The sequence below is a fragment of the Bartonella sp. TT110JLCBS genome, from assembly GCF_042193405.1.
Lineage (GTDB): Bacteria > Pseudomonadota > Alphaproteobacteria > Rhizobiales > Rhizobiaceae > Bartonella.
Map to the genome: position 1 here is coordinate 17399 of NZ_JBHILT010000011.1, position 16169 is coordinate 33567.

The 16169-nt window shown below is 36.4% G+C and carries 11 protein-coding genes and 1 tRNA gene; 2 read left to right on the top strand and 10 right to left on the bottom strand.

Annotated elements, in window-relative coordinates:
* Positions 1-64 precede the first annotated feature (64 nt).
* From ACFILW_RS05805 to ACFILW_RS05815, 3 genes are all read right to left on the bottom strand, one after another.
* Positions 65-295, bottom strand: a complete 231-nt coding sequence (locus ACFILW_RS05805; RefSeq protein ID WP_375623608.1) for a hypothetical protein — start codon at positions 293-295, stop codon at positions 65-67.
* 1853 nt (positions 296-2148) lie between these two features.
* On the bottom strand, positions 2149-2604 hold the full coding sequence (locus tag ACFILW_RS05810; RefSeq protein ID WP_375685332.1) for a YbfB/YjiJ family MFS transporter: 456 nt from the start codon (positions 2602-2604) through the stop codon (positions 2149-2151).
* A gap of 538 nt (positions 2605-3142) precedes the next feature.
* Positions 3143-3219: transfer RNA gene (locus ACFILW_RS05815), tRNA-Arg, on the bottom strand.
* Positions 3220-3482: 263 nt separating this feature from the next.
* Here ACFILW_RS05815 and ACFILW_RS05820 point away from each other — a divergent pair.
* Positions 3483-4256: an NAD kinase gene (locus ACFILW_RS05820; RefSeq protein ID WP_375623610.1), complete on the top strand. Its 774-nt coding sequence runs from the start codon at positions 3483-3485 to the stop codon at positions 4254-4256.
* Between the two features lie 146 nt (positions 4257-4402).
* A complete protein-coding gene (locus ACFILW_RS05825; protein ID WP_375623612.1) occupies positions 4403-5806 on the top strand; it encodes a DEAD/DEAH box helicase in 1404 nt (467 codons plus the stop codon).
* A 60-nt stretch (positions 5807-5866) separates the two neighbouring features.
* Here ACFILW_RS05825 and gltX read toward each other — a convergent pair whose 3' ends face one another.
* From gltX to ACFILW_RS05860, 7 genes are all read right to left on the bottom strand, one after another.
* On the bottom strand, positions 5867-7240 hold the full coding sequence (gene gltX / locus ACFILW_RS05830; protein ID WP_375623614.1) for a glutamate--tRNA ligase: 1374 nt from the start codon (positions 7238-7240) through the stop codon (positions 5867-5869).
* Between the two features lie 10 nt (positions 7241-7250).
* On the bottom strand, positions 7251-8912 hold the full coding sequence (locus ACFILW_RS05835; protein ID WP_375685333.1) for an NAD+ synthase: 1662 nt from the start codon (positions 8910-8912) through the stop codon (positions 7251-7253).
* A 121-nt stretch (positions 8913-9033) separates the two neighbouring features.
* Positions 9034-10413 (bottom strand): class II 3-deoxy-7-phosphoheptulonate synthase, encoded by a 1380-nt coding sequence (locus tag ACFILW_RS05840; RefSeq protein ID WP_375685334.1) that lies wholly within the window; start codon positions 10411-10413, stop codon positions 9034-9036.
* A 68-nt stretch (positions 10414-10481) separates the two neighbouring features.
* A complete protein-coding gene (gor, locus tag ACFILW_RS05845; RefSeq protein ID WP_375685335.1) occupies positions 10482-11873 on the bottom strand; it encodes a glutathione-disulfide reductase in 1392 nt (463 codons plus the stop codon).
* Between the two features lie 203 nt (positions 11874-12076).
* A complete protein-coding gene (locus ACFILW_RS05850; RefSeq protein WP_375623622.1) occupies positions 12077-12646 on the bottom strand; it encodes a DUF2059 domain-containing protein in 570 nt (189 codons plus the stop codon).
* A 105-nt stretch (positions 12647-12751) separates the two neighbouring features.
* The gene (rpiA, locus tag ACFILW_RS05855) at positions 12752-13456 is read right to left on the bottom strand and encodes a ribose-5-phosphate isomerase RpiA (RefSeq protein WP_375623624.1); all 705 of its coding nucleotides are present in this window, start codon (positions 13454-13456) and stop codon (positions 12752-12754) included.
* Positions 13457-13789: 333 nt separating this feature from the next.
* On the bottom strand, positions 13790-16060 hold the full coding sequence (locus ACFILW_RS05860) for a ComEC/Rec2 family competence protein (protein ID WP_375685336.1): 2271 nt from the start codon (positions 16058-16060) through the stop codon (positions 13790-13792).
* Between the last annotated feature and the right edge of the window lie 109 nt (positions 16061-16169).

A 16169-nucleotide genomic window follows, 5' to 3' on the forward strand; every position in this document is an offset into this window, starting at 1 on the left:
GCTTAATTCCAACTAATCTGCATATATTTCTTCTTCACAAACTCTCAATCCCTTTTTATCAAAATCAAGTTGTAGATCTTGTAAGTGCTAAGAATTGATAGGGATCAATTACCATGCAGGCAACAGCTAAAATACCAGTACTAATCGAAACTCCAACATCAAATTGCGGATAATCTTTGATAATTGCGCCATTGTAAAGAATTTGCGCTTCATGATCTGGTCGTTGATAACGTATTAAATGATTACCTGCCTCTTTAATTTTTTCAACAAACCAATCAAGATTTTTAAAGAGCACTGTTGCACTCTCCATGATTAAAAAATTCTTTGCTCTACCTCAAAAGAGGTTGTATCCATATCAAAAGTCAAAAGACAAGCAGATTTTTGCAAACAAAAGTGATAACGCCGTGTAAGAGAAGAATCTTATCAATAAGGTCTTTGGTGATTTCTCATGAAACGTTTAAACGAGATGGAATCTTGTTCAATAAAAAATACAATAAAGTCAATATTTTGTGTACAATTGTTTTATATGAATCCCATTTAAAATCTACACTTTCATACGTAATTTAATTGACCATTTTGATAAACAATTACCATGTATGAATAGACCATAAAAAGCAAATCATGATGCAAATGTTATATCTTGTGATAATCAAAAGCTTTTTAATGATATAACGCAAGAAAATGAGGTCCCCTCAAATTTAAGGATACCTATTAAGACAAAGATAAGCAGATAAATTTAAAAAAATTGTAATCATATCACAAAGGCATGGGGTTTTACTCAATTTTGAGTCAAAAGCGACAATGTTTAAAGAATGCTCTATTCTAAAGTTAACGAGCTCGAATTTGTGCTGGTTAATTTTGCCAGCTCAAATATGGACCGGCTTATTTGCAGAGAAGTTATGTTTAAATGCAAAGTGAAAATACGCTTATGAGAACCTCACTAAATGAACGTTTAAACGTTTAGAGACATAAAATGATATCTCTATAAAAACGTTTGAAACCTAGATTTATAACAGTTTAAAAGCCTTAGATTTTATAAAAAGCGGTTGTTTATTGTCTTCTGAAAAGCTGCTTTTAAAAACCAATGCTTGTAAATATAAACAACGGATTTTGTTGCAAATATTCACTTAATACGCATTTTCTCTTGATTGTCTTAATATGAACCTACCAAGCGTTGAAACATTTTGATAATGTACTTTGTGTCAAATGACCACCTCAAAAATGAGAGCGTTATTCTTAATACGTTTTATAGCCATAAATAAAGTGTTTATAGGTTCTGTAATTCAAATGAGTGATTAAAGATCATATCTGTCATTTACGTTCCTTTTGATCAGTTTTAATCAATATAATAGAGCGCTTGCAATATGATATGTTTTGTATATATGCATTCATTATTGATTTCTTTTGTATGATCTGTAGCACCTCTATTTAAAAGCAGCGTCATATCAATTGGTATGGCTTTCTTTTATGAATTCTTTCTTTTATGACGCGTTTATAATCATCAAAAAAGCGCCCCCCACGTCTGTCATTTATTCTGTTTATCAATCTTGATAATGTTATCGCTTTCATAAACCTCACAATTTATGGGAACCGAATATAAATCGCTATGTCTTTTTATTCTTGCATTGCCATATACATTACCTCTAATCACGAAATAACCAGAGACCTTGGCATTTCCGTAAATAGAGCTATACACATCAGTATGACACCCCATGCTATCATTGCCCGTAAACCTTTCCTAACAACAGCATGATTCATAAACCGCAGCATTGCTATGAATACGTGCACTACCGGATAATTTTGCATTCCCATAAACCCGCGCATAATGATAAACTCAACCGTTATAAGAAAGATGAGCATTGTCATAAACATGAGCACTAAAATACACATAGGTTTTATCACATATAAGGGTATTGCCATAGACATAGCCACCAATGGCAGTATTGCTATAGCCCCTTGTATTTTCATAAACACGACTATATTTTACAACACAGACACTATCAGCAACCCAGCAATTGCCATCATGAAAGAGATTGCTCTTTCATTTTCAATAAAAGCATCTAGACCGCTTTTTTTACATCACCAAAATCGTTTAAAGAACGAATGCGATATAAAATATATGACCAGTCACGAAATCTATTTGATTGGTTAATTCATATTTTTGGGATGGTTTTTTCTTATTAACAGGAGTGATTTCATTTGCAATAGAAGAAATAACAGAGTTGTTTTTTTTGATATAGTTGTCATATTCAAGCTAATAATAACATATTCATTACCTAATCGAATACCAACTCCTACACCTGCATAAAGCGAAGCAATAATCCGCCCATTATGGCTATGCTGCATGACCAGAATAGACCCCAAAACCATCATTGCTACACTCGCAACACCAGCAGCAAATGGATCAAAAGGACCAAGTGTTAACGCCATGAAAATAATAAGTGCACTCATTACTATAGCTGCACAAGATAGTATGTGAGGAGCAAGAGATATATTCCCAATTCTGCCAAATGTAAAGAACATACTCCCAACTAAATAACCACCATAATTAGCGCTCGGTATATAAGAAAGTTGATTAAAGGTAAACAATCCCTCATCTAACATAACTGGCAATATTGGTGTATAAAGAAATCGTCAGATACCCATTCCCAAAACCATACAGAATACAGCGTTTTGAAAAAAATCAAATCTTGACGATTACTTTTTCCCCATTATGATTCCTTTAACTGGTGATATTCCTCATCCGCGTTCCATCTCACCATAACAGCCTTTAGCTCCAAAAATAGAATAAACGCAAATTTAGCTATCTATTTTAATGCTCAAAACAATATATTTAGCGATCTACTATCAACATCACCTGATCAATTGTAGAATAACATATTGAATTAATATGTATTTTTATGTTATAAATGTTTATAGTTAAATTGAAAGCATATTTAGATAATCTTGCTCTTTTATCTCGACATTCAAAATACCTAACCGAAGAATTATATACGCAGCCGTAAATTTTACTTCTCTTAAAATCATTGGCTTATTCGCTAAAAAACTTAATAAACAATTCAAATAACCATTTTCATAAAAGAGGAAATTGACTTCTTTTTAGGTAATATTGTTATTTAGGATAATATGAAGTTGAAGAATTTGGTGCACCCGACAGAATTCGAATCTGTGACCTCTGCCTTCGGAGGGCAGCGCTCTATCCAGCTGAGCTACGGGTGCTTCACACTGATTATTAAAATCAGTTATGGTCTTTTAACTAATCATACTCTTAGCTTCAATGCTAAATTATCATTCTAATAAAAAAATTACTTGTTTGTAATTTATCTAACGACGCACTCCTTTTACTTTTTAATGATACTTTACCTTGAAATAACTTCTCTTTATTCAATGCTCTTTTTATTATAAAAAGAGCTTTTATTACAACTTCAAAACTCTCAAAAATAAGTTACAACATAAATTATAAGTATCAGGATAATTTTTAAATGGCTACATTACCAAGTCGCTTTCATTTTATTTCCGCAGAAACTGAGGAGGCTGTTAAAGCTACCCATAAATTAATTTCCGTTTATGGTCATTCTTCTTTGGAAGAAACTGATATTGTTGTTGCTATAGGTGGTGATGGGACAATGTTACAAACCGTACGAGAAGTCATGAACACAGGCAAACCTATTTATGGCATGAATCAAGGTTCTGTAGGATTTCTTATGAATGAATTTCATGAAAAAAAATTGCCCAATCGTATTGCTGCCGCACATAAAAAAGAAATCCATCCCCTGCGCATGATTGCAAAATCTGAATGTCAAGATTCTATCGAGGCGCTTGCAATTAATGAAGTATCCCTCTTTCGGCAATCTTATCAAGCAGCAAAAATTCGTATCACCATTGATAACAACGTACGCATGGAGCAATTAAATTGTGATGGTGTTCTTGTTGCCACACCAGCTGGATCAACCGCCTATAATTTATCAGCACAAGGACCTATCTTACCTCTTATGGCTCCCCTTATGGCCCTCACTCCCGTTAGCCCTTTTCGCCCTCGGCGTTGGCATGGAGCTTTGCTTCCCAATACAGTAACAGTGCGCTTTGATATGCTTGAACCTGACAAACGCCCTGTCAACGCTGCTGCAGATAATATTGAAGTTAAATCTGTCCATTCAGTTACTATTTCAATGGCAACAGAAGTAACAGCTTCAATCCTTTTTGACTCAAATCATTCATGGGATGAGCGCATTTTATCAGAACAATTTCGCTATTAATGATTGTATTATGCGTTTTATGTGTATATGATTGTTATAGTTAATTTTTTTGTAAAAACATCTTAACACTTTTAAAGAGTGTAGAATATTGGTTATAATTATCATTTAGATAACGCAGTTAAAATCACAGAGCAGTTGATAAAAAAATGATACCATCTTTAAACAGTTTTGATGATTTAGGTCTTTCCGCAAAGGTTATTAATGCCGTAAAATCAGCGGGATATACCGTTCCAACACCTATTCAAAGTGAAACAATTCCGCATGTCCTTCAAAGAAAAGATGTTCTAGGAATCGCTCAAACGGGAACAGGTAAAACTGCTTCTTTCGTATTGCCTATGCTCACTCTCCTTGAGAAAGGTCGTGCAAGAGCACGAATGCCCCGTACGCTCATCTTAGAACCAACACGGGAAATTGCAGCTCAAGTTGAAGAAAATTTCGATAAATACGGAATAAACCATCGTTTAAATGTTGCTCTTTTGATTGGTGGTGTTTCTTTTGAACTCCAAGATCGCAAACTTGAACGGGGAGCTGATGTTCTTATAGCAACACCAGGGCGCCTTCTTGATCATTTCGAGCGTGGTAAATTGCTCCTGATGGGCGTTGAGATCCTTGTTATTGATGAAGCTGATCGCATGTTGGACATGGGCTTTATTCCTGATATTGAACGCATCTGTAAGCTAACCCCTTTTACGCGTCAAACTTTGTTCTTTTCTGCAACAATGGCACCAGAAATTACAAAACTAACGAAACAGTTTTTACATTCCCCAGTAGCTGTTGAAGTTACAAAAGCTTCCTCAACAGCCACCACAATTACACAACGGCTTGTCAAATCTGGAAATAAATCATGGGACAAAAGAGCAGTTCTACGAGAACTTATCCAAAATGAAGGTGCAGAGCTTCAAAACGCTATTATTTTCTGTAATCGCAAGAGAGATATCTCTGAACTTTTTAGATCACTCATTAAACATAACTTTAATGTAGGTGCATTGCATGGAGATATGGACCAATATTCACGCATGAGCACCCTAGCCGATTTTAAAAATAATAAACTTACACTTCTGGTTGCTTCTGATGTTGCTGCCCGTGGACTCGATATTCCAGCTGTAAGTCATGTATTTAACTATGATGTTCCTACACATGCTGAAGACTATATCCATCGAATTGGTCGTACAGGACGTGCAAATCGCAGCGGAAAAGCCTTTACAATCGTTACAAAAGCTGATCAAAAATATATCAATGCCATCGAGGAAATGAGTAATGAAAAAATTGAATGGCTCAATGGAGATCTCTCGACTTTAATAACTGATGATCAAACAGAAGATATTGTTGTAAAGAAAAGGTCTTCAAAATCTTCAAAGAAAACTGCTCCCAAAGAGCCTGTTGCTCACATTAAAAAATCTGCAAAAGAGAATAAAATAGATTATATCAAAAGCGTGAATAATAAAGAAAACCCACCTGAACAACAGCGCCCACGAAAAAATAAAAATTACACGCCCCTTGGATTTGGTGATGATATTCCTGCATTCATGCTCATAAAAACGCGTAGATAGACTTGTCCTTTACTTTCTGTAAGCATAAAGTAAATAAAAAATGCCTTTTAAAAGTTTCTCTTATTTCTTAGAGAGTCTTTCTATTACCTTTTCACGCCCTAAAAGCTGCAAAAGCTTTCCCATTTCAGGTCCATGATCCATGCCGGTAAGTGCTTGACGTAATGGCATAAATAAAGACTTTCCTTTCCGACCTGTTTTTTCTTTTAATGCGGTTGTCCAAATTTTCCAACTTTCCTCATTCAAAGCACCTTCAGGTAAGAAATCGAGTGATTGACGCACAAATTCACAATCCTCTAATGCTACTGTGTCAAAATTCTGTTCATCATGAATGATTTTCCACCATAAGACAGCATCATTGACTTTATCAATATTGCTTCTTACCGCGTTCCAGAAATATTCCGCCTTATCTCCTTCAATAGAAAGTTTTTTAAGGCGCATGTTAACGTTTTCATAACTTAGTTCATGAACAAGATGACTATTCAAAGTACAAAGATCAGCAATATCAAATTTTGCAACCGATTTTGATGTATCTTGTAAATTAAAATGCTCTAAAAGTGCTGCTTGATGGGGATAGGGATGTACATTTTGTGATGTCCCAATCAAAACAGCAAGACACTGAACAGCTATAGATTCAAATCCTTCTTCTCGTAGAGAACGAATAGAAAGATCATTATTGCGTTTTGAAAATCCTTTTCCTAAAACTGTTGCCAATAAATTGGTATGACCAAAAACAGGTAATTCTGCATTGAGAGCTTTAAAAAGAGCAATCTGAACCCCTGTATTTGTAATATGATCATCCCCACGAATAATATGTGTAATGGCCATATCTGCGTCATCCACAACAGACGGCAATGTATAAAGATAGGTTCCATCTTTACGAATAAGAACAGGATCTGAAAGAGAAGCCAAATCAATCGTCTGCTTTCCCTTTACGGCATCATTCCAGCAAACTTCTGTTCTCTTTGTTTGCAAAGGATCACTTTCAAAATTAGGAAGAAGAAAACGCCAATGCGGTTTACGACCTTGTAATTCAAAGTTTTTTTTGTCTTCTTCTGTCAACTTCAATGCTGCACGGTCATAAATAGGAGGCAATTTGCGTGAAAGCTGGATTTTACGACGCCGCTCTAATTCCTCTGTTGTCTCATAACAAGGATAAAGAAGACCACGTTGTTTGAGAATTTCTGCCACTTCATCATATCGATTAAATCGCTTGGATTGGTAATAAATTGCATCTGGTTGAATACCGAGCCATTCAAGGTCAGCAGCAATAGCATCGATATATTCTTGTTTAGAACGCTCAATATCTGTATCATCATAGCGCAAAACAAATTCTCCCTTATACGCTTGCGCATAAAGCCAATTGAAAAGCGCAATACGGATATTGCCAATATGAATATAACCTGTTGGAGAGGGAGCAAAACGAACTTTAACCATAAAATAATACTCAATTTTTATCGCGAAAATGATTGACTATGGGATAGCGACGATCGCGTCCGAAATTCTTGTAACTGATTTTTACACCAGGCGCAGATTGACGCCTTTTATATTCGGCACCATAAAGAAGCTGTTCAACTTTCGCAACAGTTTCTCGTGAATGTCCACGTCTAACAATATCACAAATACTCATGTCATTTTCTACAAGAGATTGTAATATATCATCTAAAATAGGATAAGGCGGAAGAGAATCTTCATCTTTTTGATTTTCCCGCAGCTCTGCAGAGGGTGCTTTTTCTATAATATTGGATGGAATGATCATTCCTTCTGGTCCTCTCAAATTGTGCAAGTGATTTTTATTGCGCCACTCCGCTAATGCATAAACCTGCATTTTATAAATATCTTTAAGAGGATTAAACCCGCCATTCATATCCCCATACAGTGTTGCATATCCCACAGCCATTTCTGACTTATTGCCTGTCGTTACCACCATTGAGCCGAATTTATTTGAAAGCGCCATTAAAAGTGTACCGCGTATACGACTTTGAAGATTTTCTTCTGTGACGTCAGAGGGTAACCCTGAAAAAACAGGGGCCATTGTCTTTAAAAAAGCCTCAACAGGTTGTGCAATCGGTATGATTTCATAACGACATCCCAAAAGATCAGCACATTCTTTGGCATCTTTTAATGACTCTTGCGAAGTATAATGATAGGGCATCATAATGGTGCGAACCCTCTCAGCACCAAGAGCATCCACCGCCATTGCCGTACACAGGGCTGAATCAATTCCTCCTGAAAGACCAAGAATAACATCCTTAAAGCCGTTTTTATTAACGTAATCTTTTAATCCCAAAACACAAGCTTGATAATCAGCCGCTAATCCATTGAGAAGACTTTCATTAGGACCTGAAATACAGTGCCATCCCGTCGTTGTTTTTTGCCAATGGCTTAAAGCAATATGGCTATCAAAGTGTTTCATTTGAAATATCTTTTTTCCTTGTCCATTCAAGGCAAAAGACCCACCATCAAAAACGAGCTCATCTTGACCACCTACTTGATTAGCGTAGATAATTGGCACTCCAGATTGTAGAGCCTGCGTATGAACAACGTCTATACGTTTTAATGTTTTATTACGATAATAAGGAGATCCGTTAAGGACAAGAATAATCTCAGCCCCTTTATCTTTAAGCTCTGTACTAAGAGAGAAATCATTCCAAAGATCTTCACAAATGACTATTCCCAATTTGATTCCATGATAAATAATAAGCTCAGGACGTGGACCGGAAGAAAATAGACGCTTTTCATCAAATTCGGCATAATTAGGTAAATCAAACTTTAAGCTTTCGGCAATGACTCTCCCTTCATCAAGAAGCATGACACCATTATAAATTTTGCCATTGCGTCTTAATGGAAGACCGATGACAATACCTGGTCCGCCTACGGTTACTTTTGCTAATTTCTCAATGGCCTCTTCACATGTTTTTGTAAAAGCAGGTTTTAGAACAAGATCTTCCGGCGGATAAGCGCTTATAAAAAGCTCCGAGAATAAAACAAGATCAGCCCCCTCTTCTTTAGCCTTTTGATGTGCCATAACAGCTAGAGAAAAATTCCCCTCAATATCACCAACAATAGGATTTAATTGGGCAATTGCTACCCGAAAATCATTTTTCATAAGCCTTTTTATCACTTCATCAGTTTGGCAACCACAACTTTATTTTTCATCATCGGAAATATCACTTTTAAAAAATTCTCTTCTGCCATAATGACCTAAAAAATATTAGGCCATTTTTTGCCTACCCCTCAGCAGCAATTTCTAACGAGTCAGTGGCACGATTTTTTTTAAGGAGTTCAGCAACAAGAAAAGCCAATTCTAACGCTTGATCTGCATTTAACCGTGGATCACATTGCGTATGATAACGATCAGACAAATCGTCCACAGAAATGGCATGCGCCCCTCCTGTACATTCAGTAACATCACGACCTGTCATCTCAATATGTATGCCTCCTGGATAAGTTCCCTCTCCATGATGCACGGCAAAAAAATTCTCGACTTCTTTTAAAACATAATCAAAGGGACGCGTCTTATAACCATTGGCAGTAATTGTATTGCCATGCATTGGATCACATGACCATATAACCGCACGCTTCTCGCGTTCAACGGCACGGATGAGTTTAGGCAGATAACTTTCAACCTTATCATAACCAAAGCGCGTAATAAGTGTAAGCCGCCCCAGCTCATTTTCAGGATTTAGAATATCAATTAATTTTAAAAGCTCATCAGGCTCAATGGAAGGACCACACTTTAATCCTATAGGGTTTTCAATGCCACGGCAATATTCAACGTGAGCATGATCAATCTGTCGTGTACGGTCACCAATCCATAACATATGGCCAGATGTTGCATACCAATTTCCTGAAGTTGAATCAATCCGCGTCAAAGCCTCTTCATAACCAAGTAAAAGCGCTTCATGACTAGTATAAAAAGATGTTTCACGTAATGAAGAATGCGTTTTGGATGTAATCCCTATAGAACGCATAAAATCAATTGCTTCAGAAATACGCTCTGCCAATAATTCATAACGTTCCCCCTGCGGACTGTTAGAAACAAAACTCAACATCCATGTGTGAACATTTTCTAAATTAGCATAGCCACCTTGTGAAAAAGCACGCAATAGATTAAGCGTTGCCGCAGATTGGCGATAAGCCATAGACATCCGTTGTGGATCCGGAATACGAGAATCGGCGCCAAATTCAATGCCATTAATAATATCCCCCCGATAAGCAGGAAGTTCAATCCCTTCTTTGCTTTCGATATCAGAAGAGCGTGGCTTTGCAAATTGACCAGCAATACGACCAATTTTAACAACGGGTTTAGAACTACCAAAGGTTAAAACAATCGCCATTTGCAAAAACACACGAAAAAAATCTCGGATATTATCAGCTTCATGTTCTGCAAAGCTTTCGGCACAATCACCACCTTGCAATAAAAAAGCTTGTCCTTTTGCAACAGCTGCTAATTCATTTTTTAAATCACGAGCTTCACCGGCAAAAACTAAAGGAGGATAGCTTCTCAGTTTTCGTTCAACATTTTCTAACATAGACTTATCCGGATAAGTCGGAACTTGTTTAATTGGCCTTTTTCTCCAAGAGTCAGGCGCCCATTCTTTTATCATTACACTCTCTCTAAAGACTAAACTTACAGCTTGGCATATCAAAAACTTTTTACCATAATATATGCTGTTTAACTTTCTATTTTCTTCCCATTTTCATATATATAACTTGGTTTATACATTGTTACCAATTCTTCTGCCATCGTTGGATGCACTGCCATCGTCTCATCAAAGATATCCTTCGTCAGCTTACCCTTGAGAGATATCCCTATAAGCTGAGCCATCTCACCAGCATTTTCCCCTAAAATATGAGCGCCCACAACAATACGGCTTTCACCATCAACAATGAGTTTCATAAGCATTTTCTCTGAACTACCAGAAAGAACATTACGCATAGGACGAAAAACTGTACGATAAATTTCAAGACGCTTATAACGCTTTACCGCCTCTTCTTCTGAAAGACCAACTGTTCCAATCTCTGGCTGTGAAAAAACTGCTGTTGTAATTAAATCATAATCAGGTGTTGTGGGAATATTCTCAAATGCTGTCTTAACAAAACACATTGCATCATGAATCGCAACAGGTGTTAATTGAATATGACCTGTTACATCACCAACAGCCCAAATATGAGGGATATTTGTTGTCATTTTCTCATCAACAACAACTGCACCAAATTCATCCACTTGAACACCTGCCCTATCAAGTCTTAAACCCGTTGTATTTGGTACACGCCCCGTAGCCAACATAATCTGATCGGCACTGATTATTTTCCCATTGGATAAAACAACTTCATAACAATTTTCTGCAGCCTGCACTTTAGAAATTGTTATTCCGTAGAGAATAGAAATCCCTTTTTCAATCATCGCATCGCTGAGCAATTGCCGCAAATCATGATCAAAATTACGAAGGATTAAATCACTCCGATGGAGGAGTGTTGTTTTTACACCTAATTCATGAAAAATATTAGCAAATTCAACACCAATATACCCTCCACCAACAATGACTATTGATTTTGGGAGTTGATCAAGGTCAAAAATCTCATTAGAAGTAAGGCAAAATTCACCACCTTCTATGGGAGTATTTTGTGCAAATTTTGCTCCCGTTGCAATCAAAATTTTTTCTGCACTTACCCGCTCACCCGTAGCAGAAAGCTCTAATGTGTGATCATCTATAAAAGTAGCACGACTTTCATAAATATGCACATTGTTATTTTCTAATCCCTTACGATACAGCCCTTCTAACCTTGATATTTCTTTATTTTTAGCTGCAACCAACTTGTCCCAGCTAAAAATTGGATCCGCATATTCCCACCCAAAACCAACACTTTTCTTAAATTCTTTTACATATTGTGATGCATAAACATAAAGTTTTTTGGGAACGCAACCACGAATAACACAAGTGCCCCCTATACGATATTCCTCTGCTATAGCGACCCGCTTGCCAAGACCTCCAGCAAGCCGTGCTGCACGCACTCCACCAGAACCACTTCCAATAACAAATAAATCAAAATCAAAAGAGCCCACGAATTATTCCTTCTTATATAGCTGCAAGAGTAGGCTAAGGTCTTTTATTATCAAATGAAAGTCTTTTTTTCTTTTGAAGAAGCCTTTTTTATAAAACAGTATTCTAAAAAGACCTAATCTCATTAAAATATTAAAAACGGCGGGAAAACCGCCGCTATTAAAAAAATCAGAAATTGCCCATTGTTGTCATGATATCGATCAAGCTATTTTTTATTTTTTGAAGATTCTGATTTTATAGGCATATTTGTAGGCATAGTAGAATTATTCAAATTAAGTGTTTCAGACATCTCTTTTTTCACATTTTCTACAAGATCCCGCATAAGAGCAGTACGCCATATATCAAATGCTGAATAAGAATCACGTGCAATATTAGGGACTTCTGTCAAAAACTTTTTACCGGTATCAGAATTATAAAATGTTGTTATCGCATCAAGCTCTTTTTGAGTAAAATATTTTGCGTACACATGAGCAATCTCTTTTTCTAGATCAGAGCGCCTTTTAATTAAAGCAAGCGCCTGCTTATCAACAATATCAGAAATAGCTGTTGCCAAATTCGGATCATCGCTGATCAGTTCATTTTTGAAATCATGGACCGCATTTGGTAAAAAACTATCAAATTGATCCGTTGCATGAATAGCTCTGATTGCCTTTCGCGCTGAAGCCAAATGTTGATCACTCACACCTTGTGCATAAACCATTCCAACATTCACAAAAAAAATAGCGATTGCACCAAAATATACGACAAAACGCTGAAAAGAAAATATTATTCTCATTTAATGATTACCCCGATAGCTAATTATAATTTTAATTTGTTATTCTACCTAAAATCTTTAAGACCCTTTTTACTGTGCTAACATATCATCATGTAAATGCCTTTTCTAAAAATCAAACGGTTCTAAAATTTTTATTTGACCATCAGCCATAGCGACAATTGCACGTGAAGCCAACCCCAAAAAAAGGCCATGCTCAACAACACCAGGAATAGCAAGAAGTGCATCCGATAATGGTTTTGGTTGCAAAATGCAGCCCCAAAATGCATCAAGAATAAAATGACCACCATCTGTTTCAAAAGGATCTTTTCCATTCATTCGCAATGAAATTTTCCCAGAAAGCCCTAAATCATCAGCGACTTTTTCAATGGCTTTGCATGTTGTGTGGATACCAAATGGATTAACTTCAATTGGTAGTGCAAAAGCACCAAGTCTTTTTACCACCTTTGTTTCATCCGCAATGACAAGCATTGCACGAGATGCCGATGCCACAATTTTTTCATACAACAATGCTCCCCCTCCCCCTTTAATGAGCATCATCTCAGGACCAATTTCATCTGCTCCGTCAATATCAAGATCAAGCTCAGGTATTTGTTCTAAAGTGCTAACAGGCACTCCAAACTTACGACAGAGTTGTTCAGAATATTTTGAAGTAGCAACACCAGTCACCCGCAAACCATCCGCAACACGCTCACCTAGAAGACGAATAAATTCATTGACTGTCGAACCAGATCCGATACCAAGCCGCATACCATCTTCAACAAACTCAAGCGCTTTAATAGCTGCCATTTTTTTTAACTGCTGAACATTCATGAATGATTTTGCCTTTTTCCGTAAGCAACATTTATCCCCCTATTACCACCGATAATAATGATAATAAAAGATAACCTCTTGACGTAATCTATTTAAATTTACCGTCATCTTTTGCTTGAAGAGATGTTACTCGTTATAGAAATATATGATAAGAATAAAATAGAATAATCAACAATTATCTTTTTTATTTCTTTAAGAAAATTTGTTAGCATTTTTCTCATTCAAGATGACGTTGATAAACTTACCAATTGAAAAAACGCAAAATATGACCAGAAAAGTCTTCTATTATTTTTTGTTTTGTCATTATCCAGATATGAAGAAAAATGTGATAAATTATATGTTTTTTTGTGAATACTGTCTGTGTATATTCCATGGTCTATGAAACCCTAGTGAAGACCAAATAATATCCCCACTTTTGGTCATCATAACGCTTCCTCGTGATAACAATTGCTGAGGTATAAATATTATTTTTGCCTTCTTGTAACAAGTTGGATTATGCATTACAAATGTCTGAATGAGAATATCTGCCTCTACACATTGATCTGTTTCTCTCTGTAAAACGATCACTTTTAATCCATTATCCAATAAAGATGTACATACATGATAATCACAAATAAATTGTCCGTGCAACGAAGGACCATATTTTGTTGGTTTAATCGTTTCATTCACACGAAATGACTTTTCCCATATGGATGTCGTGAACTTAGAAATATGGTAACGATCAATATATAATTTTTTATCATGGATAACGCCCACGAGACGCATATTATCTGCTATAATCAGTTGTACAGGAGAATGCATTATACAAATAGAAATACCTGCCAAAATAAACAAACTAAAAAAGAGCCGGATGGGTGTTTTGCAAAAAGTCAGTCCAACCAAGCCTATACTCAATAAAACTAACGCTGATAACGGCATAAAACCAGGATTCAAATCAGGAGAAATAGCCTTGATAGCATGTGCAATCTTTATTACAAGATCAACTCCAAAACCCATAATTTGAAGAGGAAGCCATTCGAATCCTCCTAACATTGCAAGAACTGCGATTAATCCAAAGGGAATGACAAAAATTGAGATGACAGGCAAAGCAAAAGCATTACTAATAATGCTCAAAGATGCCATATTAGAAAAATGATAAGCAGCATAAATTCCACTTGCACTCCCTGCAACAAAGGAAGAAGCACATGTTGAAAGCATCGATGAGAAAACAAAATTTATCACTCCTCCTCCAACATAAGAGGGTGTTGTTTTTCTTTTACGAAAAAATGATCTTCCACTCCACCAATCAAAAAAAGCAATCAAAGCAGCAGTCGCAGAAAAGGACATTTGAAAGCTAGGACCTAATATTTCATGGGGTGTCATCGCCAGAGTTATCAACCCTGCAATGGAAAAATTACGCATTGTTATAGCAGAGCGATTACACAATATAGCAACCAACATAACAGCAATCATCACAAAACTTCTTTGCGCTGATATTGCTAAGCCTGACAATAATAAATAAAAAGCTGTTATCATAAACGCAACGATAGCAGCAAATTTTTTACTGGAATAATAGGAAGAAAAAACTGGAAAAAATGCTAAAAAACTACGGATACTCAAAAGAACTATACCGCTTAACAACGCCATATGTAAACCTGATATTGATAAAATATGGGCTAATCCAGCTGTACGTAATGCTTCATTTGTCTCATTTGAAATACCAGCACGCTGCCCTGTTATGAGAGCAGCTGCAACGCTCCCCTTTTCTCCTTCAAGGGCTATACGGATTCTTTGTGTCATCTTCGTGCGTAAATTTTCAATTTTCTGTAGAATGATAGCGAATATTCCATCAGGCTGCGAAACGGATATTTTTCTTGGTTTTCCTAAATAAACGCCTTGTGCTCCAATTCTTTTAAAATAATTATGAAAACTAAAATCGTAGCCTCCTGGACGCACCGGCCCAGAGAATGCACGCATCCTCACTTTTCCATGCAGTCCATCACCAATCGCTAAGCCAGATGGCAAATATCTTGCCGATAAACGAACACGAAGAAGACTATGGCGTAATACGGGCTTTTCTGTACTCAAAATATCCAAAACTAAACGAAATCCTCCTTTGGCACCTGACTCAATAGAAACAATTCTTCCCGTCAATGTAGTGACAATGTCACTGCTTAGCATGGGTGTTGCAATACGCCACGTTTCTATTTTTGCCGCTAAAGCACCCAATATAATACAAAACAGAAACCCCACGGGAATCCATATTTTTCGATAAAAACGTGCACCATAGAATATTGCGAGAAAAATACTGACCAACGCCCCCAATTGTCCCCAAGTTGGTTCCCACTCTAAATGAAAATAGAAAATGATTCCTAGGGCAAAAAAGACTAAAATCAGCGAAAAAAGGATACCAAAAGAAACTTCTTTATTGATACAATCTTCTAACCATTTGCGAAAAAAAATGATTACTTCTTTTAAGAGTGTCCATAAAAAAAGTTTTTGTTGGTTATAGCCACCATTCTTTGCATCATCATATCTAGAAAAAACACTCTGCCCTATCTGACATGGCTTTTTTTCTTCTGTAACAGATTTTTCGGATAAACCCTCTTTACTTTTATAAAACATCAGTCCCCCACTTTAACTCGCAATACGGCTATTGCACGCCCCATCACTTATGCTAACATGACTTTTCTATAAAATTCCATAAGTAATATCTTAGTTTAAAGGAAAATAT

Coding starts and splice junctions, on each gene's coding strand:
- ACFILW_RS05810 (WP_375685332.1), bottom strand. CDS start 2,604: ATGTTAGATGAGGGATTGTTTACCTTTAATCAACTTTCTTATATACCG.
- ACFILW_RS05820 (WP_375623610.1), top strand. CDS start 3,483: ATGGCTACATTACCAAGTCGCTTTCATTTTATTTCCGCAGAAACTGAG.
- ACFILW_RS05825 (WP_375623612.1), top strand. CDS start 4,403: ATGATACCATCTTTAAACAGTTTTGATGATTTAGGTCTTTCCGCAAAG.
- gltX (WP_375623614.1), bottom strand. CDS start 7,240: ATGGTTAAAGTTCGTTTTGCTCCCTCTCCAACAGGTTATATTCATATT.
- ACFILW_RS05835 (WP_375685333.1), bottom strand. CDS start 8,912: ATGAAAAATGATTTTCGGGTAGCAATTGCCCAATTAAATCCTATTGTT.
- ACFILW_RS05840 (WP_375685334.1), bottom strand. CDS start 10,413: ATGATAAAAGAATGGGCGCCTGACTCTTGGAGAAAAAGGCCAATTAAA.
- ACFILW_RS05850 (WP_375623622.1), bottom strand. CDS start 12,646: ATGAGAATAATATTTTCTTTTCAGCGTTTTGTCGTATATTTTGGTGCA.
- rpiA (WP_375623624.1), bottom strand. CDS start 13,456: ATGAATGTTCAGCAGTTAAAAAAAATGGCAGCTATTAAAGCGCTTGAG.
- ACFILW_RS05860 (WP_375685336.1), bottom strand. CDS start 16,060: ATGTTTTATAAAAGTAAAGAGGGTTTATCCGAAAAATCTGTTACAGAA.